The organism is Micromonospora taraxaci (assembly GCF_007830095.1).
GTDB classification, from domain to species: Bacteria; Actinomycetota; Actinomycetes; order Mycobacteriales; family Micromonosporaceae; genus Micromonospora; species Micromonospora taraxaci.
Window position 1 is genome coordinate 2708937 of the sequence record NZ_VIWZ01000001.1, and the last position, 22652, is coordinate 2731588.

Below are 22652 nucleotides of genomic sequence, written 5' to 3' on the forward strand. Positions count from 1 at the left end.
TTCTGCGTTCGCCGAACTCAACTCCGGCTCCATCGTTGGCTGGCCGCGCCGTTGCAGTCCCAGATCTGGACGCGGGTGCCGTTGGCCGTGCCGTTGCCGACCGTGTCCAGGCAGCGGCCCGAACCGACTCCGGTGATCGAGCCGTCGGAGTTGAGCCGCCACTTCTGGTTGGACTGGCCGTTGCAGTCCCAGATGATCACCGAGCTGCCGTTGGCGGTGCCGGCGCCGTTCACGTCGAGACACTTGCCGCCGAAGACACGTAGCTCCTGGGCCGAGGTCGAGGTCCAGCTCTGGTTGCTCTGGCCGTGGCAGTCCCAGATGATCGCGGCCGCGCCGTTGGCCTGGGACCCGCCGTTGACGTCCAGGCACCGGCCGGACGACGTGCTGCGCAGCGCCGACGTGCTGCCCGGCGGCGGGGTGGTCGGCGGCGGGGTCGTGGGTGGGGTGGTCGGGTCGGTGCTGCCGAACTGGGTGAAGAACCGCCACACCTCGCCCTTGGTCCAGGTCCTGGCTCCGCTGTCTCCGCCGCCGTCCACCGGACCGGGGGTGTGCCCGCCGTCGAAGGCGGCCCACACCACCGGATAGCCGGACCGGCAGCCGGAGTAGGTGGTGGTGATGTGCGTCAGGCTGCCGGACCTCGGCTCGGGTGGGTTCTGGGCGGTGCAGCCGTTGTTGCGGACGAACCTGTCCCGCAGGGACCGTCCGGCGGAGATGTTGAGCACCGAGTCCCCGATGCCGTGGATGCCCATGTACGCGATAGGTTGGGTGCCGTCGCTGCAACCGCTGAGCTGCCCGCCGGCGTAGACCGCGACGGCGCGGAAGACACCGGCCCGGGAGCAGGCCAGCGAATAGCTCATGCCTCCGCCGTAGCTGAAGCCGAGCGCGAAGCGCTGCGTCGTGTCGACACAGAGGTCGGCCTCGATCAGGCTGATCATGTTGTCGACGAAGGTGACGTCCTGGCCGCCGGGGTTGGCCCAGCCGTTCCCGTTGCCTTGGGGGGCGACGAAGATGGTGCTGTTGTTCGCCTGCTGCCGCAGCCCGTAGTAGGACCAGGCCGCCCCGTCCGACCCACCGCCGTCGACGTCGCCGGCGGTCCCGCCGTTCCAGTGGAACCCGAAGATCAAACGGTACGGGTGGTTGCGGTCGTAGTTGTCCGGGATCCGCAGGATGAAACTGCGGTTCTGGCCGCTGCTCTGGATGGACCGTTGGCCGCTGGTCAACGTCGGGGCCTTGCCGCAGCCGGCGGTCGCCGCGGCCGGCACGACGTCCGCGGCCGACGCTGTGGTGCTCAGGCCACCGGTCAGTGCCGCCGCGCCAGCGGCCACGACGACAGCCGCCGTCGTCAGCGAAGCAAGGATGGGTCTACGTCTTGTCATGAGGGGACTCCCGCCACTCGGCACGAATTGATGCAGGTAGAAGAGGCCGTGGTGACCACACGCGTGGCTGCCGGCTGCACCCGCCGACCACGTGGACGCACGCGGAACCTCGGGGGAGACGCGATGTGCCACGGCGCCCGGCCGGCTCATCGGCACACGATCCCGCCAGTGGCCTCGCCGCCCGAGCGGGACCACCGGTCGTCGAATCGATTCGACCCGACGCTAAATCACGCAGTGAAGTATGTCAATGTTGTGTCCGGCGGGTTGCGGACCCGATGCCCAGGGGTGGGCGGGCAGGGCTCTTCCGGGCGGCAGGGGTGCGGACGCCTGGTTCCTTGACACTCATCGATGCTATCGCTAACACTGTCCGCAACGCGATGTTAACGAGCAGAAAACATCTGCACGGCCACCTGTGGCTAGCACGCCCCGACCGGAAATCCCCGCCCCTCGCAGCCGGAAAAGCCCACGTACCGCAAGGGTTGATCTTGTTAACGCTAACATAGATGACCTTCCAGAATGGAGGATCCGGATCATGGTCGCATGGCGAAGCCCGGCGTCGTCGGTCACCGGCAGGCCCTCGTACCGGGTCAACGGCGTTGGCACCGTCCGGATCCTCGTGCTCTCCGCCGTGGCTGCTGCCGCCTTCGTGGTGGCGGCCGGCGAACCGGCCCATGCCGCCACGCTGTCCACCGGCGCGCGCTCGCTGGAGGCGGTCAATCAGGCCGGACGGTACGTGCGGCACATGGACTACCTGGGCCGGCTCGACCCGGTGACCTCCAGCAGTGCCAACCAGGTCAAGCTGGATGCCACCTTCACAGTGGTCAATGGCCTCGCGTCGCCCAAGTGCTACTCGTTCCAGACCAGGGCCGGCATGTTCCTCCGGCACCGCGACTACCGACTCCGGGTCGACCCCAACACCGGTGATGCGACGTTCCGGGCCGACGCGACCTTCTGCGCGGTGGACGGCTCGGTCTCCGGATCGGTGGCGCTCACCTCGTACAACTATCCGGACCGGCGAATCCGGCACCGCGACTTCGCCCTCTGGCTCGACGCCTACCAGGACACCGCCGCGTTCCGGGCGGACAGCTCGTTCCGCCTCGCCGCGCCGTGGGCCCCCAGGACCACCAAGGGGCCGGTGATCCCGGGCCTCTTCGCCGACCCGCACCTCGCGATGTTCAACGGCCGCTACTACCTGTACCCGACCACCGACGGCTACGCGAGCTGGGCCGGCACCTACTACAAGGCGTTCTCCTCCGCCGACCTGGTCAACTGGACCGACCACGGTGTGATCCTCGATCACGGCCCGGACGTCACCTGGGCGGACAACTCGGCCTGGGCACCGGCGGTCGCGGGTGCCAACGGCCGCTACTACCTCTACTTCAGCGGGGGCGCGGCCAGCGGCAACACTGCCAAACACCTCGGCGTGGCCGTCGCCGACAGCCCGGTCGGGCCGTTCCGCGACGCGCTCGGGCGGCCGCTGGTCCGCAGCGACCAGTTCTCCGGCGGGCAGGCGATCGACCCGATGGTCTTCACCGACGACGACGGGCAGTCCTACCTCTACTGGGGTCAGGGCGTCGCACGGGCGGTACGACTCAACGCCGACATGGTCTCCTTCGACCCGGCTCAGGCGAGGGTGATCACGCCATCCGGCTACAACGAGGCCCCGTTCGTGTTCAAGTGCAACGGCCTCTACTACTTCATGTGGTCCGAGAACGACACGCGCAGCGAGGACTACCGCGTCGCGTACGCCACCGGCCCATCGCCTCTCGGGCCGTGGACCAGTCGGGGCGTCGTGCTGCAGAAACGGCTGGAGGCCGGCATCAAGGGCACCGGCCACCACTCGGTGGTCCGAGCACCCAACACCGACACCTGGCACATCGCCTACCACCGGTTCGCGGTGCCCGCCGGCAACGGCACCAACCGCGAGACCGCCGTCGACCGGATGGAGTTCAACGCCGACGGCACCATCCGCCCCGTCGTACCGACTCTCTAGCCGATTCGTACGCCCCTGCGCGAAGGAGATTGACCCATGTCGAGAGTCCTCTCCCGGCTCTGTGCGGTAGTGGTCACCGCGTGCCTGCTGTTCACCACCTGGTCGGCGGCGACACCGAAGCCCGCGGCCGCGCTCGACCCGACCGTCGGATACCTGATGGCGCACTTCACCGGTGAATCGTCGACCGACCAGCAGATCTACCTCGCGCACAGCACCGACGGCCTTCGCTGGAACGACCTCAACAACGGCGGTCTCGTCCTGCGTTCCACTGTCGGCACCCGCGGCGTCCGGGACCCCGCACTGGTCCGCTCACCCGCTGGGGACCGGTACTGGATCATCGCCACGGACCTGTGCATCGGCTGCGGCCAGGACTGGTCAGCCGCCATCAACAACGGCAGCCGCAACCTCGTCGTGTGGGAGTCCACCGACCTGGTCAACTGGTCGGCGCCGTGGCTGCTGAACGTCGCCGGCGCGATCCCGGACGGACGCAACGCCTGGGCGCCGGAGGCGATCTGGAACCCGGCAACCGGCGACTACGTCCTCTACTGGGCGACGAACGTCCCCCTCAACGGGGCCACCAAGCACCGCATCTACTCCGCGCGTACCTCGAACTTCCGCAGCATCACCACGCCCCAGACGTACATCAACCGGCCCGGCAGCCAGGAGATCATCGACACCCAGATCGTCGAGGTGCCGGCCGGCGTCGGCGCGTACCGCTACGTGCGGGCGTCCCGGGACGGTCAGATCACCATCGAGGGCAGCAACTCCATTCTCGGCACCTGGACCACCCTCGGCAACCTGTCCGGCATCGGGCTGACCGGCGCGCAGGTCGAGGGCCCGATGTGGATGCCGTTCAACGGCCGCAACGAGTGGGTGCTCTACCTGGACCAGTACTCCAGCGGGCGCGGCTACCTGCCCGTGCTGACCACCAACCCGTCGAGCCCGGGCGCCTACCGGCTGCCGGCCTCCGGCTCGTACACCATGGGTGGCACCAAGAAGCGGCACGGCTCGATCCTCAACCTGACCGCGGCCGAGCAGACGCGGGTGCTCAACCGCTGGCCCAACACCGCTGTCAACCGGATCCAGTCGTACAACTTCCAGGACCGGTACGTGCGGCACGCCGACTACGACGCGCGGATCGACCCGAATGTCAGCCCGGCCCAGGACGGGCAGTGGCGGCTCGTGCCCGGCCTGGCCGGCTCCGGAACGGTCTCCATCCAGTCGGTCAACTACCCGGGTCACTACCTGCGTCACTACGGGTTCGACTTCCGGCTGGAGGCCAACGACGGCTCCGCCACCTTCGCCGCCGACGCCACCTTCCGGCAGGTGGCCGGGCTGGCCAACTCGTCGTGGACGTCGTTCCAGTCCTACAGCCACCCGGACCGCCACATCCGGCACTACAGCTACCTGCTCCGGCTCGACGCGGTGACCGACGCGCAGAGCCGCGCCGACGCGACGTTCCGGGTGACCAGCTGACCCCGACCTCCGCACCGATTGGACATGTCATGACCCGAAGCACGCGATCGCTGCGCCGGCCGCTGATCGCCCTGGTGGCCGCGCTGACAGCGATGGCCGGCGTCATCGTCGTCACGTCGTCGCCGGCGACCGCCGCCACCAACCAGTTCCGGGGTATGAACTGGGCGGTGCTGGGTGACAACTTCAGTACCGGCCCGCTCGTCGTGCAGGGCCTGAGCTCGTCGGACAGCAACGCGACGGTTCGGGCCAAGGCGAACGCCCTCTACGACGACATGGCCTCCACGATGGGAGTCAACACCGTCCGGCTGCCCATCAACACCCACACCGTGGGGACGGCCTGGTGGGAGGCCTACCGAGGCGCCATCGACGCGGCCACCGCGCGGGGCTTCAAGGTGATCCTGGCGTACTGGGAGGACGGCGCCGCCTCCGGCGGCAGGATCACCAACCTCGCCGCCTGGAACGCGATGTGGTCCACGGTGACCAACACGTACGGTGCGAACGCCAACGTCTACTTCGAGCCGATGAACGAGCCGCACGGCTACAGCTCGGCGGAGTGGCGCACCGTGGCGGCGAACTGGCTCAGCTACCACTACTCCGCGGTGCCCGGTCGGGTGCTCATCGGCGGCACCGGCTTCAGCCAGGACCTGCGGGACATCTGCAACGACACCCGCTTCAACTCCACGCTGCTCTCGTTCCACCACTACGCCTTCTTCTACGGCGCGATGACCTATGACGCCTTCCGCAGCCACATCCAGACCCGGCTCGGCAACTGCGCCTCACGGGCGGTCGCGACCGAGTTCGGCGCTCCCATGAACGACGGCCGCAACTACGCCGACGCGAACAGCACCGACAACTTCGTCCGCCACATCCGGGCCATGGCCCAGGTCATGCGCGACAACCAGATGGGCGGCACCTACTGGCCCGCCCTCGGCGGCAAGCCGGGCACCATCGGGTACGACTGGTACTCGATGTTCTCCCTCAGTGGCAGCGGCACCAGCCTCGACCTGAGCGTCCGCAACACCTCCGGCGCCGACCGGATCCGGTACGCGTGGGGCGACACCGTCGGGAGCGACCCCACGACGCCTCCACCGGCGACGGGGACGTTCTACCGGATCACCGTGCGGCACAGCGGCAAGGCCATGGACGTCCAGCAACCGAACACCGACAACGGCGCGCGTGTCGGCCAGTACACCTACGGCGGCAACGCGTGGCAGCAGTGGCAGTTCCAGGACGCCGGCAGCGGCTACTGGCGCATCGTCAGCCGGCACAGCGGCAGGTGCCTCGACGTGGCGAGCGCGTCGACCGCCGACGGCGCCGAGCTCATCCAGTACACCTGTGGCACCGGCACCAACCAGCAGTTCCAGATGGTCACCAACGGCAGCTACTTCCAGCTGCGCGCCCGACACAGCGGCAAGTGCGTGGACGTTCCGGCCGCGTCGACAGCCGATGGCGTGATCCTCAAGCAGTACACGTGCAATACCGGTGCCAACCAGCAGTGGTCGCGTACGGCCGTCTGACCGACGGCGAATCCCAGAGAGGGCCACCTCCACGTCCGCGGAGCCGACCAATGTCGACATCATCGACAACCGAGTACGGTTTCGGTGCCCGACACGTACGCGTGTCGACGGCACGTCTCCGGGGCGGGAACGGCCAGCCCGGTGGCGACGGACCGGAGGAGGGAGCGAGGGTGGCGCAGCGCAGAGCATTGGTGGTTCGGGGCGGGTGGGAGGGACACCAGCCGGTCAAGGCGACGGAGCTGTTCATCCCCTTCCTCGAGGACAGCGGCTACGCCGTACGGGTCGAGGAGTCGACGGAGGTCTACGCCGACGCCGCCGAGATGGCCGACACCGACCTCGTCGTGCAGTGCATGACGATGTCGCAGATCACCTCGGCCGAGGTGGCGGGCCTGAGCGCTGCGGTCATCGCCGGCACGGGCTTCACCGGCTGGCACGGCGGCATCGTCGACTCGTTCCGCGCGTCGTCCGACTACCTGCACCTGGTGGGCGGTCAGTTCGCGACCCACCCGGGTAAGGAGCCGTGCGAGCGTCACGGTGAGGCGGAGGACAACTTCCTGCCGCACACCGTGCACGTCACGGACCTGGGCCGGGAGCACCCGATCACCACCGGGGTCGAGGACTTCGACCTGGTCACCGAGCAGTACTGGGTGCTGCACGACGACCTGATCGACGTACTGGCCGTGACCACCCACCCCACCCAGGAGTGGCACCCCTGGCACCGGCCGGTCACCTCGCCGGCGATCTGGACCCGACGGTGGGGTGCCGGGCGCGTCGTCGTGACGACCCCCGGGCACAGCCTCGACGTGCTGGAGCACCCGAGCGTCCGTACCGTGATCGAGAGGGGGATGGTGTGGGCGACTCGCACCGCGTCGGCGTCATAGGTCTCGGGGTCATCTCCCGCGCGTACCTGGACACCCTCGCGAACCATCCCGCGGTGAGCATCGTCGCGCTGGCCGACCTCGACGCCACCCGGTCGGCCGAGGCCGCAGCCAAGATCCCCGGCGCCGAGGCGGTGAGCGTCGAGAGCCTGCTCGCCCGCCCGGACGTGCAGACGGTCCTCAACCTCACGATCCCCGCGGCCCACGCCGAGATCTCGCTCGCCGCCATCGACGCGGGCAAGAACGTGTACGTGGAGAAGCCGCTCGCGGTGACGCTCGATGACGGTCGCTCGATCGTCGAACGGGCCGCATCGGCCGGCGTCCTCGTCGGGTGCGCGCCGGACACCGTCCTGGGCACCGGTACGCAGACGGCACGGGCGGCGATCGACGGCGGCCTCATCGGGCGACCGATGTCCGCGTCGGCAGTCATGGTCACGGCGGGGCACGAGCGCTGGCATCCCCACCCCGACTTCTACTACGCCCCGGGCGGCGGCCCGTTGCTGGACATGGGGCCGTACTACATCTCGGCGCTCATCCACCTGCTCGGGCCGGTCCGCGCGGTGACCGGAGCCGCCAGCCGGTTGCGCGCCGAGCGTGTCATCGGTTCGGGTCCGCGCGCCGGCCAGCGGATCCCGGTCGAGGTGGACACCCATGTGACAGGCGTGCTCGAACACGTCAACGGGGCTCTCTCCACCATCACCACGAGCTTCGACGGCGTCACGACGACTGCCGCGCCGATCGAGGTCCACGGGGAGACCGGCACACTCGCGGTGCCCGACCCGAACTACTTCGACGGGGAGGTCCGACTCTTCGCGCTCGGCGGCAGCGAGTGGCGCGTCCTCGAACCGCAGGCCGGTTACGCCGAAAGCTCGCGGGGCATCGGCCTGATCGACCTGGTCGGCGCCGACGGTCAGCGTCCGCCGCGCGCCGGTGGTGACCTCGCGCTGCACGTGCTCGAAACGATGACCACCCTGCTCCGCTCGGCGGCCGAAGGCCGGCGGATCGAGCTGACGACGACGGCGGAGCGGCCCGCGCCGGTCCCGCTCACCCCGGCCGAGGAGTGGCAGGCCCAGCACGCGTACGGACACTGACCGGAGGCCTCCGGTCAGGTCGTCGTGAGATCGGCCGCGCCGAAGGAGACCGAGAACCGCTTGCACCAGATGGAGACGCTGCGGAAGTCGGCGGGATCAGCCGACGCTGGCAGGTCGTACACCTGGTTGCCCTTGTTGCCCTTGAGCCGTGCCAGCTCGACCCACTTCCCGTCGTCGAACACCTTCCAGCCGGCCGTGCCGCGGATGACCGGCTGGTCGGTCAGCCACACCCTCAGGTCCGGACCGTTCGACGTGTTCAGGTCGCGGATGACGAGCTGGTGACGCCCGTTGGCCAGCCGGCGGATCTCGGCGCTGCCGGTGGTGTCGTGCTCGTGGGTGACGAACTCGCCGGCGGCCAGGACCTGGTCCGCCGCTGGTGCGGTCGCCGAAGCCACTGGGCTCGGGGTCGCGGCCGCCGGAGTGGACGACGGGGCGGAGGTGACCGGTGTCGGTTCGGCGGGGGGAAGCGCGTCGTCGACGTACGTGTCGGTGAACAGCTTCCACGGCTGGAACCAGTAGAGGGCCACGATGGCCACGACGACAGCGGCGGCGAGACCGGCCCGCGCCAGCGGCGACCGGAGGATCCATTTTCCCACCAGCAGAGCGTACGGTCGTCACCGCCGTCGCACCGGTCGCGAACCCTTTCGGAACCCTTACGGCCTGGACCGGCAGGCGTCAGGGCAGCGTGAGGCCGCTCTCCGTGCCGGCGAGAGCATCCGCGCAGGCGCAGCCTCCCTGGTCCGGTGGCAACGCCTTCACCGCGTCGGCGAGCAGGACGCGCAGGCGATCGAGGTTCTGGGCGAAGACGGTGAACACCTCCTGCTGGGTCACGCCGTGACCGACCTCGACGCCCGAGTCGTGGTCGGTCACCAGTGACAGCGCGGTGTAGCACACTGCCAGTTCGCGGGCCAGCACCGCTTCGGGGTGGCCGGTCATGCCGACGGTCGACCAACCCGCCTGGGCGTACCACAGTGATTCGGCGCGGGTGGAGAACCGCGGCCCTTCGATGACGACCATGGTTCCGCCGTCGACCGGCCGCCAGCCGTTGGTGCGGGCGGCGTCGAGGACTGTGGCCCGTCCGACCGGACAGTAGGGATCGGCGAACGGAGCATGGACGACCCGGGGGACCTGCCCGTCCGGGCGTAGCTTCCCGTCGTAGTAGGTCTGCTCGCGACAGTTGGTGCGGTCGACCAGTTGGTCCGGCACGACGAGGGTGCCGGGGCCCAGCTCCGGTTGCAGGCCGCCCACAGCGCCCGGCGCGAGCACCTGGCGGACGCCGACTGTTCGCAGCGCCCACAGGTTGGCCCGGTAGTTGATGCGGTGCGGGGGGAGGGTGTGCCGACGCCCGTGACGGGGCAGGAAGGCCACCGTCCGCCCGGCGATGTCCCCGATGGAGAGTGAGTCGCTCGGCGGCCCGTACGGGGTGTCGACAGTTACCTCGGTGACATCGTCGAGGAACTCGTAGAGACCCGACCCACCGATGACCCCGACCGGCGGACGACCGCTTCGTCGTTCAGACATGGGGACTTCTCCTCTCTGTGTGGTCTGAGGGTTGCTCGGATCGCCGAGCCGGGTCGCGGTGACTGACGATGGCGTCGACGAGCAGCACGATCGCGACGACAGCCCAGAGGACGGCCAGCCCGGCGGTCAGCCCGAGCGGATAGTCGCGGTCCGGCAGGCCCGGATTCGGCGGCGCTGAGGACGGTCGCCACAGCAGTGGCACCGCGATCAGCAGCAACGTTGCGCTCGCCATCAGACCTGCGGTGATCCAGGCCCGCCGCAGTCGGTTCGTCACCAGTCGGCCCAGCGCAAGCCCGACCAGCCCGACCAGCGGTGCCACCAGGAGGTCGTGCAGCACCGGGCCGCCGATCAGCCACGGCAGTGTGGTGTCGAGGTGAGGACGGAGCAGCCAACCGCCGTACGCCGCCGCCGCGACGCCGAGTACGAGCAGGAGCAGTCGGACAGCTCTCACCGCAGCACCTCCAGCCGGGCCAGCCACTTGGTCTGGAGGACCCCCGGTCGGCTCGGAGCGATGAGACGGCAGGGGTAACCGTGGTCGGGGGACAGTTCCTCGCCGTTGATCCTCAGCGCGAGCAGGGTGAGCAGGTCACCGACGTGGGTCGCCGGGAGCGTGCTGGTGGCGTACAGGCCGTGGGTCTCCAGCGAGGAGATCCGAACCGCCCGGTCGGTCGGCGCGCCGACCAGCCGGAGCAGGTCGACGACGGGTACGCCCGTCCAGTCGGCGGAGGCGCTCCAGCCCTCGACGCAGGCGATCGGCAGATTCGCTGTGCGCTGGGGCAGGGCTGCCAGTTCGGCAAGGGAGAAGACATTCCTTCCACCCGTCCAGACGATCTCCAGCCGCCAGTCGGGTGGAACGGTGATGTGCGCGGCTGCCGCCGTCCGGTTGATCGGGACGCCCTGCGGCCCGGTTGCGGAGCGCCACGCCAGCGGGGACACCCGACGCAACCAGGGCACGGTGACCCCGGCCGTGGCCAGCACGGCGACTCCGGCGACGCCCGCCGCTGTACGCAGGAACGCACGCCGTCCGGACGAGTCTCGGTCGTCCCGTCGCAGAGGCGTGTTCAGCGCCGCGCGGACGATCGGGAGCTTCACCGCGATGTGCAGCAGCACCCCGCCCGCCAGCAGCCAGGCGACCGCGTAGTGCGCTGCCGGGAAGAAGAACCCCCACGGGTACGACTGGGCGACGTTGAACAGGCCGGTGACCAGTTCGAAGAACGCGGCGCAGACCAGAACCAGGACGGAGATCCGTTCGAGGGCGTGCGCGGACAGTCGGATCGGGTGGCGCACTGGCGGACGGGCGAACAGTCGGGGGTAGACGCTCCACAGCTTGGCCAGCAGCAGCGGGATCGCGGCGATTCCGGAGAGCACGTGGGTGCCCTGGGTGATCCGGTAGAGGTTGACCGGTCGACTCGGCCAGGTGAACCAGCCTGGCGGGTGCTGAATGTAGTGGCTGAGGACACCGGTCACGAAGCACAGCCCGAACGCCACCCCGAGCCAGAGACCGAGCCGGGCGGCGACCAGCGACGAGTGCGACGGGGCGGTGAAGTCCTCGGGGACGGGGATGCGGGGGCGGCGGGTCATGCGATCGCCAACTCGGCGAACCAGCGCGGGCCGAGTCGGATCGTGTCCACGACCCGCAGGCCGGCAGCGGCTGCGGCACCGGCCACCGCCTCCGCTCCGACTCGCGCCCAGCGGAACGTCGGTCCCTGTCGTGCCCCTTCGTCGCAGGTTCCGGACAGGACGTACGCCTGCCCCTGCCACAGCCCGGCGCCCGGGGGCTCGACCTCGACCACGAGCGTTCCGTCCGCCGCGATCAACGTGCCGCACCGGCGCAGCAGCCGGACCGGGTCGCCGCCGATGCCGACGTTGCCGTCGACGAGCAGGGCGTGCGCCCACCGGCCCTCGCCGGGAAGTGGTTCGAAGACGTCGCGCCGCAGAGCTACCACACCTCGGCCCCGGGTCAGTCGTACCGCCTCGGCGGAGATGTCCACGCCCAGCGCGACGAGCCCTTGCTGGACGAGCGCCCTGGTCAGTCGCCCGGGACCGCAGCCGAGATCGATCGTGGGGCCGGAGCAGCGTGCGGCGATGGACGTGATGGCCGGTTCGGGCGGGCCGTGCCAGCGCCGCACCGGCAACGGGTCACGTCGCCCGTCGGTGTGCACGAGCCAGTGGTCGGCCTCAGGTGGCGGTGCGACAGGCGTACCGCAGGCGCCCTGGTCGGCGGACCGGCTGTCGAGCCTGCCCCACAGGAGATCGAAGCCATCGAGGGCGATCGTCGAGGTCACCTGAGGCGTCCGTTCGACAGGTGGCCAGCCACCGACTCGACGGCGTCGGCGAACCGGGTGCCGGGCAGGTCGATCGCGACCGCCAGCGCGGCCGGCCAGTCGTCGACGTCCCGTTGAACGGGAAGGATCGCCGGGTCTGTGCCGTGGCCGCGGAGCGCGGCGCGAGTACGTCGACCGGTGTCGTCGGTCGACATGGGCACGTCGCGTAACACCCTCGCGCCCGCCGGGTCGCGTAGCCCGAGCGCCCACCAGCCGCCGTCGAGCGCCGGTCCGAACACCGCCTCGTGGTCGGCGAGCCGTTCCAGCGCGGTGGTGAGCAGGGGCGGGCGGATCTGCGGCGTGTCCATTCCGATCTGCAGCACCGGGCGGCCGGGGAAGGCCGCGGCGGTGTCGGAGTGCGCGTTCGCGAGGCGGTCGGCGAAGGTGTCGCCGCGCTGTGGAAGGAGGTGCCAACCCGCCAGCGCGGCGGTCAGTTCCGCGCCGTGCTCGGCGTCGGCGAACCGGCCGGTGTACGCCAGCACGGGGATCGTCGACGGTGTGGCGCGCACCGCCGCGAGGGTGTCCAACAACGCCGCCGCCGCGATACGGGCCGCCTGGGTGGGACTCGCCGGCGGGCAGAGTCGTGTCTTGGCCAGCCCCGGAACCGGTGCCTTGGCGACCACGAGCAGGACGTTCACCGGTCACCACCGGCGTCGGCGCGTAACACTCCGGCGAAGTCCCGGGCCGCCCGCACCGTGCCCCGGACCGACCCGGAGACCTTCGACCTGGTTCCGGCGGCCCGGGGAGCGTAGGCGACGTCCAGCTCGACGATCCGCCAGCCTGCCTGGGCCGCGCGGAGCAGCAGTTCCAACGGATAACCGAACGCGCGGTCGTCGACGCCGAGTCCCACCAGCGCCGCCCGGTGGGCCACCCGGATCGGGCTGATGTCGTGGACCGGTACGCCCCGGCGCCGCAGCAGCGCGGCGACCAGGGCGTTTCCGGTTCGGGCATGCCACGGCCAGGCGTCCGCCGAAACCGGCCGACGCCGCCCGACGGCGAGATCCGCCCGGCCGTCGAGCACCGTCGCGACCAGTCTGGGCAACTCGGCCGGGTCGAACGAGCCGTCCGCGTCGAGGACGCAGACCAGCTCGGCGTCCGCAGTCAGCAGGCCGGTGTGTACGGCCGCGCCGTACCCGCGTCGTGGCTCGTGGACGACCCGAGCCCCGTGTTCGGCGGCGATCCTCGGCGAGCCGTCCGTGGAGCCGTTGTCGACCACGATGGCGCGATAGCCGGGCGGCAGCCCGCTCAGTACGGCAGGCAGTGCGGCCGCCTCGTCCAGACACGGCAACACCACGTCGATCGTTGTGCGCATACCGGCGACGCTAGGCCCGCGACGGACCGTCCGGATCGTCGTGCCGCCTTACGAATCGCTTACGCGGCAACGGATCTTACAAGTCCCTGACGTCCCCTCGTTCCGCTGTCGAGACCCTGGTCGTGGGTCGTATCGTCGGCCGTCACCATGACCACGATGACCCGGCCGGGACGAACCCGGTACGCCGACCTGATCGTCCTCGGTGTCGAGGTGGCAGTGCTCGCCGCCGCCGTCGGCATCGGCGCGCTGCTCAACCACCGGGGCGTACGGCTCTACGCCGACGCCGCCCCGCTCTATGCCACCTGGAAGCCCCACCTGGGCTTCGGCACCCCCGTCGCGTTCCTCGTCGGGGCGCTGTTCGTCTGGCGCGCTACGCGCTGGGGAGCCGACACGCGCTGGACGCGGCTGCTGGTCGTCGGCTATCTCACCTCGGTGCTCTGGACGCTGTCCCTGGCGCTGGTGGACGGCTGGTCGGCCGGATTGACCGAGCGGCTCACCGTGCAGGCCGAGTACCTGCACGAGGTGCCCCGGGTGGCGGACGTCGGCCTGATGCTGTCCGGCTTCGCCGACCGCATCCTCGACTTCCAACCGCACTCGTGGTCGACCCACACCGCCGCTCATCCGCCGGGGGCGCTGTTGTTCTTCGTCGGGTTGGACCGGATCGGCCTGGGCGGCGGGGCCGCCGCCGGGCTCGCCTGTGTGCTGCTCGGGGCCACGGTGTCGGTGTCGGTTCCGGTGACGTTGCGGGCACTCGGCGCGGAGGATGCGGCTCGGGCGGTCTGGCCGTTCCTGGTCCTCTTTCCGGGGGCGGTCTGGGTGGGCGTGTCCGCGGACGGGATCTTCGCCGCGGTGGTCGCGGGCGGCCTGGCGCTGTTGGCGGTGGGAGGCCGACCCGGGGCCGTACTCGGCGGGCTGCTGCTCGGGTTCGCGCTCTACCTGTCGTACGGCTTCGTCCTGGTCGGGCTGCTTGCGCTGACTGTGGTGCTGCTCCGGACGCGGGACCGCCTCGCCGTCCTCCTGGTCGCGGCTACGGCGGGAGCGGCGGTCGTGGCCGCGTTCACAGTGGCCGGGTTCTGGTGGCTGGACGGCTACCACCTGGTGACCCGTCGGTATTACCAGGGCTGGGCGGCGGATCGGCCGTACGGCTACTGGGTCTGGGCCAACCTCGCCGCCCTTCTGCTCTCGGCCGGCCCGGTGGTCGGGCCGGCGTTGCGGCGGGCGGTGGCCGCCGTGTCGGTCCGGCGACCGCCAGCGCCACTGGCGACGGCCGTCCGCCAGCGGATCGCCGACGCCGGACCCACTGTGTGGTTGCCCGTCGCGGCGGCGGTTGCCGTGCTCGCGGCGGATCTCTCCGGGCTCAGCAAAGCCGAGGTGGAGCGGATCTGGCTGCCGTTCGCCGTCTGGCTGCTCGTCGCGACCGCCCACCTGCCCAGAGGGCACCAACGGTGGTGGCTGGCGGGACAGGCAGCCACGGCTCTCGCCGTTAACCACCTACTGTGGACGGTGTCCTGACCGCTGCCGGATCCCTCATTACCGCTGTGGTGAAGTCGGCGATGCCGGCGGCGAAGCCGATTCGGGCGGTGAAGCCGAGCAGGCGGGTGGCGCGGGCCGGATCGGCCACGACGTGCCGTACGTCCGCCGCCCGCCCGCCCCCGACAGTGACGGGCGATGGTCCGTTCATCGCCGCAGCCAGCTCGTGGGCCAACTCGCCGACGGTGTGCGGTTCACCGGAGCAGACGTTGATCGGGACCAGAGGATCCGGTGCCGGTGTCGTCAGGGCCAGCAGGTTGGCCGCGGCGATGTCCGTCACGTGCACGAAGTCGCGCCGTTGCCGTCCGTCCTCCAGGACCAGGGGCGGCTGCCCGGCGGCCAGGGCCGACCGGAAGATCGACGCCACCCCGGCGTACGGGGTGTCGCGGGGCATCCGCGGTCCGTAGACATTGTGGTAACGCAGCGCCCAGACCGACCCGCCGGTCTGCCGGGCCCAGGCACCGGCGAGATGTTCCTGAGCCAACTTGGTGGCGGCGTACGTGCTGTGCGGCTCCAACGGCGCGTCCTCCGGCACGAGACCGGGGGAGAGCGCACGGTCGCAGCGAGGGCAGGTCGGCTCGTACCGGCCCGCGGCCAGGTCGGCGGCCCGGCGGCCGGAGGGCCGGACGATTCCGTGTGTCGGGCAGTGGTAGCGGCCCTCGCCGTAGACCACCATCGAACTGGCCAGCACGAGGTGGCGTACCTCGGTGGCGTGCATCGCCGCGAGGAGAGTGGCCGTGCCGAGGTCGTTGTGCGCGGCGTACCGGGGAGCGTCAGCCGGGTCGATGCCGTGGCCGACCATGGCCGCCTGATGGCAGACCGCGTCGACCCCGGCCAGTAGCCGGGCCAGCAGGTCAGCGTCACGGACGTCGCCGACCACGAGGTCGTGCCGATCGGTCCAGGGCGGTGCCGTCGCGCCGTGCGCCTCCGGCAGGAGCGCGTCGAGGGCCACCACCTCGTGCCCGTGTTCGGTGAGCAGGTCGGCGATGTGTGAGCCGACGAATCCGGCCGCACCGGTGACGAGTATCCGCATTCCGGTCACGGTATGGCCTGCCATACCCCCACGTGGGTGTGTGGACGCGGCCGTAAGAACCTCGCAAGGTCTGCGTGGTGGGAGCGCACCTCGGCGCGTGGCTACGCTGGCCCGATGGACCTGCGGGGGAAGAGTTGACGGTGACACAGCGGGTGCTGGTGGTCGACGACGATCAGACCGTGAGTGACGTCATCCGTCGTTACCTGGAGAACGACGGCTTCCAGGTGAGCCTGGCGGCGGACGGCGCGGCGGCACTGGAGGCGGTGGAGCGGGAGAAGCCCCACCTGGTCGTGCTCGACCTGATGCTGCCCCGGATCAGCGGTCTGCAGGTGTGCCGGCAGCTGCGGGTACGGCCGGACGGCGTACCGATCGTCATGCTGACCGCGCGGGGGGACGAGGCCGACCGGATCCTCGGGTTGCAGCTCGGCGCGGACGACTACCTGACCAAGCCCTTCTCCCCCCGGGAACTGGTGCTGCGGGTCCGTTCGGTGCTCCGTCGCGCCGCCGGCGGGCCGGCACCCGAGCGGCCGGAGGCGCTCACCGACGGCGGCCTGGTGGTGCACACGACCTCCCGAACCGCCCACCTCGCCGGCAGCGAACTGGCGCTGACGCTGCGCGAATTCGACCTGCTCGTCCACCTCATGCGGCACCCGTCCACGGTGTTCGGCAGGGCCGAACTGCTGGAGCAGGTCTGGGGATGGAACTTCGGGGACCATTCGACCGTGACGGTGCACGTCCGCAGGCTGCGCGAGAAGATCGAGGCCGACCCGGCCGATCCGCAGCGGATCGTGACCGTCTGGGGCGTCGGCTACCGCTACGAGCCGACCCATGCGTGACCTACTGCTGATCTTCGCGATCGCCCTCGGCGCGGCGCTGGGTATCGGACTCGCCGGCGCGGTGCTGCTCCGTGCCCTTCGGCGCAGGTCGATCACCGTGCACCTCAACGTTCTGCTCACCACCACGGTGGGTGCCGTCGCGGTCGGGGTGATGGCGGTCGCGGAGGCGATGTTCCTCTCCCCGCACGACCTTGAGGTCGTCCTGATCACCGTCGCGGCGGCAGCGGTGGTCAGCCTCGCCGTCGGCGGGCACGTCGGCCGCCGGCTGGCACGCGCCGCGGTCTGGCGCGACCAGGCCCGCGAGCGGGAACGACAACTGGAGAAGGGTCGGCGTGACCTGGTCGCCTGGGTCTCCCACGACCTGCGTACGCCGCTCGCCGGGCTCCGGGCCATGGCCGAGGCGCTGGAGGACCGGGTGGTCCGTGACCCGGACACTGTCGACGACTACCACCGACGGATCCGGCTGGAGACCGACCGGATGACCCGCCTCGTCGACGACCTGTTCGAGCTGTCCCGGATCAACGCGGGAGCGCTGCGGTTGTCGTTGACGGCGGTGCCGCTCGGTGAGGTGGTGTCGGACGCGCTGGCCACCACCTTCCCGTTGGCCGACGCTCGCCGGATCAAGCTGGTCGCCAGTGAGTCAGGGTGGCCGACGGTCGCCGCGAGCGAGCCGGAGCTGGCGCGGGTCGTCGCCAACCTGCTGCTCAACGCGGTCCGCTACACCCCGGAGGACGGCACGGTACGCATCGAAGCCGGCCGCGAGGAGGACCACGCCTGGCTGTCGGTCGCCGACACCTGTGGCGGCATTCCCCCGGCCGACCTTCCGCGAGTGTTCGACATCGCCTTCCGAGGTGAACCTGCCCGCACCCCCGGCCCGGGCGACGGTGGGGCGTCCGGAGGGCTCGGCCTGGCCATCGTCCACGGTCTGGTGGAGGCGCACGGAGGTCGGGTCGAGGTGCGCAACACCTCGGACGGCTGCCAGTTCATGGTCCGGCTGGCCACAGCCTGACGGAACGGGCTGCGGGGTTCGTCGTACGACCCGGTCGACCGGTTTCCCGGGAGGGTGCTCCGGTTGTTTCCCCACGCGCTTTCCGGTCTTTGTCTCCCGGCTGCCGGTTGGGCCGTCATAGTGCCGTGAAGGTCAGCCGAAGGCGGGCAGAAGGCGACGTGGTTCAAGTCATTCGGTGGTTGACAAAAGTCTTGCGGGCAGGTCTTTGTAAATGACTGTGTCCTCCGGGTGAAGGTCCGGTGTGGAACTGACACCTTCGGGTGTTTTGCATAGGCGTTCATGATTTCGGCGGTATCCGGACGGGTGCAGATCGGGCAATAACGCGTCTGGCCTGCGTGGGATTCCTATTTCGACCTCGACTTCGTCGCGTGTGTCCCGGCCGGGTGGGTGAGGGGTGATTTACTGGGTTTCAGGGATATTGTTCGGTCCATTTCTACGGGTTCTGCGGCAAGCTCGGAAAGAACCTGCACCACGGTGGCGGGTGATGGAATGGAAGAACACATCTTCGATATTCGATGGCTCTCCGGTATAGTGACCATTCCCCTTTGAGTGTGCCGGAAAGTGTCTGATCTGCGTGATGACATCTGGGCTGGAAAATGCGTCAACAGGCCTGCGCTTCGTCGGGCGGCGACCACAGTTGGCGCGTATCGAGAGAGCCCAGGACAGTGCCCTGAGCCGGGGCCAGCAGATGGTGTGCGAGGTGGTCGGAGAGCCAGGCATCGGCAAGACCCGGTTCGTCCGCGAGGCACTGGAACGGTGCGTTCCCGCCGTTCCCCGGGCCGTCGGGACGTGCGCGCCGGACGAGCGAGGCGTTCCCTTCCACGTGTTCCGACACGCCTTCACGGAGGGGCAGCCCCTCCGCCGCGGGCTCCGTCTCGGGCGGTTCACCGGGGAGACCTGGATGGAGTCCGCCGCAGCGGAGCCACCGGGTCCGGTGCGGGCGTCGGACGCCCAGCGGTTCCGTACCTACCAACTGGCCCGTCGGCTGATCGGCCTGGCGGCCCGGGACGGTCTGGCGCTGGTCCTCGACGATCTGCACTGGGCGGACGCCTCCTCCGCCGGCCTGATCGCCCACCTCCTGCGCTATCCGGTGCCCGCACCCCTCCTGCTCGTGCTCGTCTACCGCCCACGGCAGATGGCGACCCCGATGCCGTTCGGCCCACCGGATTCCCGGGAGCAGGCCGACGCGGAACCGGCGGCCCACGACCGGATCGAGCTCAACCCGCTCAGCCTCGCCGAGGTCGCGGCGCTGCACCCGCACGTCGACGAAGCGGAACTGCGGGTTCGGTACGACGTCACCGGCGGCAACCCCGTTTACCTGGCAGCGCTGCCGGGCGGCCCCGCATCGGACGGCGTCGACCCGATCCGGGAAGCGCAGGGTGCCTGGTTGTCCGACACCGTGGTGGCCGTGCTGCGCCGCGAATGGGCGGACCTGCCGTCTGTCGAGCTGACCTGTCTGCGGGCCGGGTCGGTCGTCGACGCGCCCTTCACCGCTGACCTGCTCGCCGCGGTCGCGCAGGTGCCGACGGCACGTGCGGTCGAGGCCGGCTGGCGGTTGGCCCGGCTCGATCTGCTCCGCCGGGTGCCCGGCACCGGACGGTTCGCCTTCCGGCACCCGGTGCTGAGGATGGCTGTCGCGCAGGACACCGACCCGGCGTGGCGGGCGGAGGCTTCTGCGCGGGCGCTCACCGCGCTGGTCGAGCTGGGCGCGCCACCAACGGACCAGGCCCGCTACGCGGAGCGCCTGCTCGCCCTGCCGAACGGCCGCTGGGCGGAACGCTGCGTCGACGTGCTCTGCCAGGCCGCCCAGGAGATCCGCCGCGAGACACCCGACCTGGCCATCCGCTGGCTGCGGCTGGCGCTGCGGGCGCTACGGCCGACGGCCGGCTCGACGCAGCGTCGCCGAGACGTGGCGCTCGCGCTCGCCCAGATCACCGGGGAGGCGGGCAACCTGGCCGAGAGCAGGGCCCTGCTCCAGGAGATCGTGCCGCTCTTCCCCGCCGACCCGCAGGGACGACGGGCGCATGCTGTCGCACTCTGGGCGCGCGTGGAACGCCTGCTCGGCAACTACCCGGAGGCTGCGGCGATCAGCCGACGCGAGCTGGCCGCCCTCCCGGCCGGCACCACACCCGGCGTCGGCTACCGACTCGCCACCGAGATCGACGTCGCCGGCATCCTGGCCGGCCGCCGTCCCGCCGCCGGTCCGCCCGACGCGCTGACCGGTGATCCCGGCGTCGGCTCCGCCGTCGACCGAGCAGGCCTGCTGGCCGTACGCAGCCTGGCCGCTGTGCACGACGGCGCACTCGACGACGCCCGGGGTCTGCTCGACGCGGGCGCCCGGATCGTCGACGCGCTGCCGGACCGGGAGGTGCGCGACCACCCCGACTGCCTCACCGCGCTCGGCCTGACCGAGTTGTACCTCGAACGGCAGGCCGACGCGGCGCGGCACCTCGACCGTGGGCTGACCCTCGTCCGCGCCTCGCACCGAGACGACGGGCTGTGCCAGTTGCTGCTCGGTCGTAGTCAGGTCGCCTACCACGGTGGTCACCTGACCACGGCCATCGGCCTGGCCACCGAGGCGGGAATCGTCGCCCGGCGCATCGGCAGCCACCACCTGCTGAGCTTCGCCCTAGCGTTCGAGGCGGAGGCGACGGCCTGGCGTGGTGGCCCTCGCGACGACGACCGGGCGGTGGCGCTGGCCCGCAGCGCCGTCGGGATCGCCACCGACCTCGCCACCTGGTGTGGTCGTACCGCCGTGTTGGCGCTGGCGACCGCGGCACTGCTGTCCGGTGACCCGGCGACCTGTGCCGAGCTGGTGCGCTCAGCCGGCGGCGACAGCCGGCTGAGCCACCTGCAGACCACTCTCCGGCCGATGTGGTTCGAGCTGCTCAGCGCCGCCGCGCTCGCCGCCGGCGAGGTGGCCGAGGCCGAACAGCAGGCGCAGCGGGCGATGGCCGAGGCCGACCAGATCGGTCTCGCCGGGCAGCGCGGCTTCGCCGAATCGGCGTACGGCGAGGTACTGCTCGCCCGTGGTGAGGTCCCGGCGGCGATGCTGCACCTGGAGGCTGCCGCTGACCTGTTCCGCGCCGGCGGGATGGCGCTGCGGCGCAGTCTCGCGCTGGCCTCCCTGGCCCGTGCCGCCGAAGCCGAGGACCAGGCCGGCCGGGCGGCGCGGGCCCGCCGTCGGGCGCTGGAACTGGCCGGATGGTGTGGCACGGAACGGGTCGGCCTCCGACTGGCCCGCCCGGTAGGTCCGGCCGAGGTGGCCGCCCTGACCGACCGGGAATGGCACATCGCACGCCTGGCGGCGACCGGGGCCACCAGCCGACTGATCGGGCGGCAGTTGAACATCAGCCCCCGCACCGTGGAGGCGCACCTGACCCGGATCTACCGCAAGGCGGGCGTCGCCTCCCGGTCCGGTCTGGTCGCCTGGGTCGCCCGGCTCGATGACACCGATCGGTGACCGTGAACCAGGCCCGATGACGTCGTTCGGTGCAACGCCGACGGGCCCGGCAGCACGAGGCCGCGCCGCCCCCGGCATGGCCCGAGAGTCGCTCACATACTCGACTCCATCGGGCGCGAATCCCGTCGACCGGTGGTGGATGGAGGACGAGATGCTGGGCAGAAGATCCGTCAGGAGCCCGCGTACCCTCGCCGCGCCGGTGCCGCTCGCCGCCGCCGTGGTGGCGCTGCTCGTGCTGGCCGGCTGTGGTGGCGAGCCGGTGGACGCGGCCACCCCTTCGACCGACGGTCCGGCTACGTTCGGCCGCGAGCGCGCCGCGCTGGTGCTCACCGCCTTCGACCAGGCCGACTCGGCCGCCTCGGTGGCCGGTGACGTCGAGGCGCTGCGGACCCAGGAGGTGTCGCCCTCGCTCGACCTCAGCATCGCCGCGGTCCGCCGGGCCACCTACAACCAGCGTCCGCAACCGTCGTTCCAGCACATCAACCCGGCGTTCGCCGTGCCGCCCGGCGACCCGGCCTGCTTCCTGGCCACGGCCACCCTCAAGTTGAGCGGCTCGGAACTGGCCCCCACCGACGTCAGCCAGTTCGTGCTCGGCGACGACGGCCAGTGGAAGCTCAGCCACAACGTGCAGGTCACCCAACCCTCGCTGGTGGTCGCCCGGAGCATCGACGGCCGGCCCGCCACGCAGGGCGGTACGGCCCTGGACGAGACCAGCCGTCGGGCCGTCGCCGCCGAGGTCTTCGCCCGCAGCATCGGGTCCACGACGAGCAACCGGTCCCTCGTCGCGTCGAGTCCGCTGCTCGACGGCCAGTTCGCCGGCGGGTGGGAGGTCTACGGACAGCAGCTCGCCGGTGTCGGAGCGGCGGTCCAGCGGACGATGGACCGGGCCGAATGGTCCGACTGCGCGGTAGCCGTGCCGACCGGCACGCTGGCCTTCCTGACGATCCACGCCACCGACACGCTGCGCCCTGCCCCCGGCGGCCCGACCACCGTCCAGATGGTGCCGCAGAGCCCGGATCTGATCGCCACCGGTCATCGCACGCCGATCAGCGGAAAGTCGATCCGGGTGACCCGGGTGGAGACCTTCCTGCTGCTCGTACCGGCACAGGCCACCGGCACATCGGTGCTGGGGCTCAACGACACCGCGCTGACCGTCACCGCCGGCTGACCCGACCGCGACCGTCCCGGTCGGCCGCCAACGGCAGAAACCGGTGGCATCACTCGGACCAGGCACCAGTGGACCGCGACGATGGCAGCAGCCGTGATCGCCGGCAGAGCGCCGGCGGTGCCACG

At 70.8% G+C, this 22652-nt stretch carries 19 protein-coding genes; 10 read left to right on the forward strand and 9 right to left on the reverse strand.

Annotation, left to right across the window (positions count from 1 at the left end):
- Positions 1-17: 17 nt before the first annotated feature.
- Positions 18-1376, reverse strand: a complete 1359-nt coding sequence (locus tag FHU34_RS12650; protein WP_145780136.1) for a lectin — start codon at positions 1374-1376, stop codon at positions 18-20.
- A 532-nt stretch (positions 1377-1908) separates the two neighbouring features.
- On the opposite strand from FHU34_RS12650, the gene FHU34_RS12655 reads away from it, so the two are divergent.
- From FHU34_RS12655 to FHU34_RS12675, 5 genes are all read left to right on the forward strand, one after another.
- Positions 1909-3369, forward strand: a complete 1461-nt coding sequence (locus FHU34_RS12655) for a family 43 glycosylhydrolase (protein ID WP_145780137.1) — start codon at positions 1909-1911, stop codon at positions 3367-3369.
- Between the two features lie 36 nt (positions 3370-3405).
- Positions 3406-4845 carry a glycoside hydrolase family 43 protein gene (locus tag FHU34_RS12660; protein ID WP_145780138.1) on the forward strand — a complete coding sequence of 480 codons (1440 nt, stop codon included), beginning with the start codon at positions 3406-3408 and terminating at the stop codon, positions 4843-4845.
- A 29-nt stretch (positions 4846-4874) separates the two neighbouring features.
- Positions 4875-6362, forward strand: coding sequence for an RICIN domain-containing protein (locus FHU34_RS12665; RefSeq protein WP_145780139.1), 1488 nt, complete (start codon positions 4875-4877; stop codon positions 6360-6362).
- 170 nt (positions 6363-6532) lie between these two features.
- Entirely contained in the window at positions 6533-7243 is a 711-nt protein-coding gene (locus tag FHU34_RS12670) for a ThuA domain-containing protein (protein WP_145780140.1), read from the forward strand.
- Entirely contained in the window at positions 7213-8331 is a 1119-nt protein-coding gene (locus tag FHU34_RS12675) for a Gfo/Idh/MocA family protein (protein WP_145780141.1), read from the forward strand. The genes FHU34_RS12670 and FHU34_RS12675 overlap by 31 nt, the downstream gene beginning before the upstream one ends.
- Positions 8332-8345: 14 nt before the next feature.
- Here the strand turns inward: FHU34_RS12675 and FHU34_RS12680 are convergent, their stop codons facing one another.
- The 7 genes from FHU34_RS12680 to FHU34_RS12710 all read right to left on the reverse strand — a co-directional run bounded on the left by FHU34_RS12680 (position 8346) and on the right by FHU34_RS12710 (position 13488).
- Positions 8346-8927, reverse strand: coding sequence for a DM13 domain-containing protein (locus FHU34_RS12680; protein WP_145780142.1), 582 nt, complete (start codon positions 8925-8927; stop codon positions 8346-8348).
- 79 nt (positions 8928-9006) lie between these two features.
- Positions 9007-9852: an S-methyl-5'-thioadenosine phosphorylase gene (locus FHU34_RS12685; protein WP_145780143.1), complete on the reverse strand. Its 846-nt coding sequence runs from the start codon at positions 9850-9852 to the stop codon at positions 9007-9009.
- Positions 9845-10303, reverse strand: a complete 459-nt coding sequence (locus FHU34_RS12690; protein WP_208744975.1) for a hypothetical protein — start codon at positions 10301-10303, stop codon at positions 9845-9847. Before FHU34_RS12690 ends, FHU34_RS12685 begins: the two co-directional genes overlap by 8 nt.
- Entirely contained in the window at positions 10300-11433 is a 1134-nt protein-coding gene (locus tag FHU34_RS12695) for a molybdopterin-dependent oxidoreductase (protein ID WP_145780144.1), read from the reverse strand. The genes FHU34_RS12690 and FHU34_RS12695 overlap by 4 nt, the downstream gene beginning before the upstream one ends.
- Positions 11430-12137, reverse strand: a complete 708-nt coding sequence (locus tag FHU34_RS12700; RefSeq protein ID WP_244311643.1) for a methyltransferase domain-containing protein — start codon at positions 12135-12137, stop codon at positions 11430-11432. The genes FHU34_RS12695 and FHU34_RS12700 overlap by 4 nt, the downstream gene beginning before the upstream one ends.
- The gene (locus tag FHU34_RS12705; protein WP_145780145.1) at positions 12134-12814 is read right to left on the reverse strand and encodes a TIGR04282 family arsenosugar biosynthesis glycosyltransferase; all 681 of its coding nucleotides are present in this window, start codon (positions 12812-12814) and stop codon (positions 12134-12136) included. Before FHU34_RS12705 ends, FHU34_RS12700 begins: the two co-directional genes overlap by 4 nt.
- The gene (locus tag FHU34_RS12710; protein WP_145780146.1) at positions 12811-13488 is read right to left on the reverse strand and encodes a glycosyltransferase family 2 protein; all 678 of its coding nucleotides are present in this window, start codon (positions 13486-13488) and stop codon (positions 12811-12813) included. The genes FHU34_RS12705 and FHU34_RS12710 overlap by 4 nt, the downstream gene beginning before the upstream one ends.
- Positions 13489-13635: 147 nt before the next feature.
- Between FHU34_RS12710 and FHU34_RS12715 the strand changes: the two genes are divergently transcribed.
- Positions 13636-15000 (forward strand): hypothetical protein, encoded by a 1365-nt coding sequence (locus tag FHU34_RS12715; RefSeq protein WP_145780147.1) that lies wholly within the window; start codon positions 13636-13638, stop codon positions 14998-15000.
- On the opposite strand, the gene FHU34_RS12720 is transcribed toward FHU34_RS12715, so the two are convergent.
- A complete protein-coding gene (locus tag FHU34_RS12720; protein ID WP_145780148.1) occupies positions 14972-16051 on the reverse strand; it encodes an NAD-dependent epimerase/dehydratase family protein in 1080 nt (359 codons plus the stop codon). The two genes, FHU34_RS12715 and FHU34_RS12720, sit on opposite strands and share 29 nt — an antisense overlap.
- Positions 16052-16191: 140 nt before the next feature.
- On the opposite strand from FHU34_RS12720, the gene FHU34_RS12725 reads away from it, so the two are divergent.
- The 4 genes from FHU34_RS12725 to FHU34_RS32950 all read left to right on the forward strand — a co-directional run bounded on the left by FHU34_RS12725 (position 16192) and on the right by FHU34_RS32950 (position 22527).
- Positions 16192-16887, forward strand: a complete 696-nt coding sequence (locus FHU34_RS12725) for a response regulator transcription factor (RefSeq protein ID WP_145780149.1) — start codon at positions 16192-16194, stop codon at positions 16885-16887.
- A complete protein-coding gene (locus FHU34_RS12730; protein ID WP_145780150.1) occupies positions 16880-17896 on the forward strand; it encodes a sensor histidine kinase in 1017 nt (338 codons plus the stop codon). Before FHU34_RS12725 ends, FHU34_RS12730 begins: the two co-directional genes overlap by 8 nt.
- A gap of 577 nt (positions 17897-18473) precedes the next feature.
- On the forward strand, positions 18474-21359 hold the full coding sequence (locus tag FHU34_RS12735; RefSeq protein ID WP_145780151.1) for a helix-turn-helix transcriptional regulator: 2886 nt from the start codon (positions 18474-18476) through the stop codon (positions 21357-21359).
- Between the two features lie 151 nt (positions 21360-21510).
- A complete protein-coding gene (locus FHU34_RS32950) occupies positions 21511-22527 on the forward strand; it encodes a hypothetical protein (RefSeq protein ID WP_167524814.1) in 1017 nt (338 codons plus the stop codon).
- Positions 22528-22652: the final 125 nt, after the last annotated feature.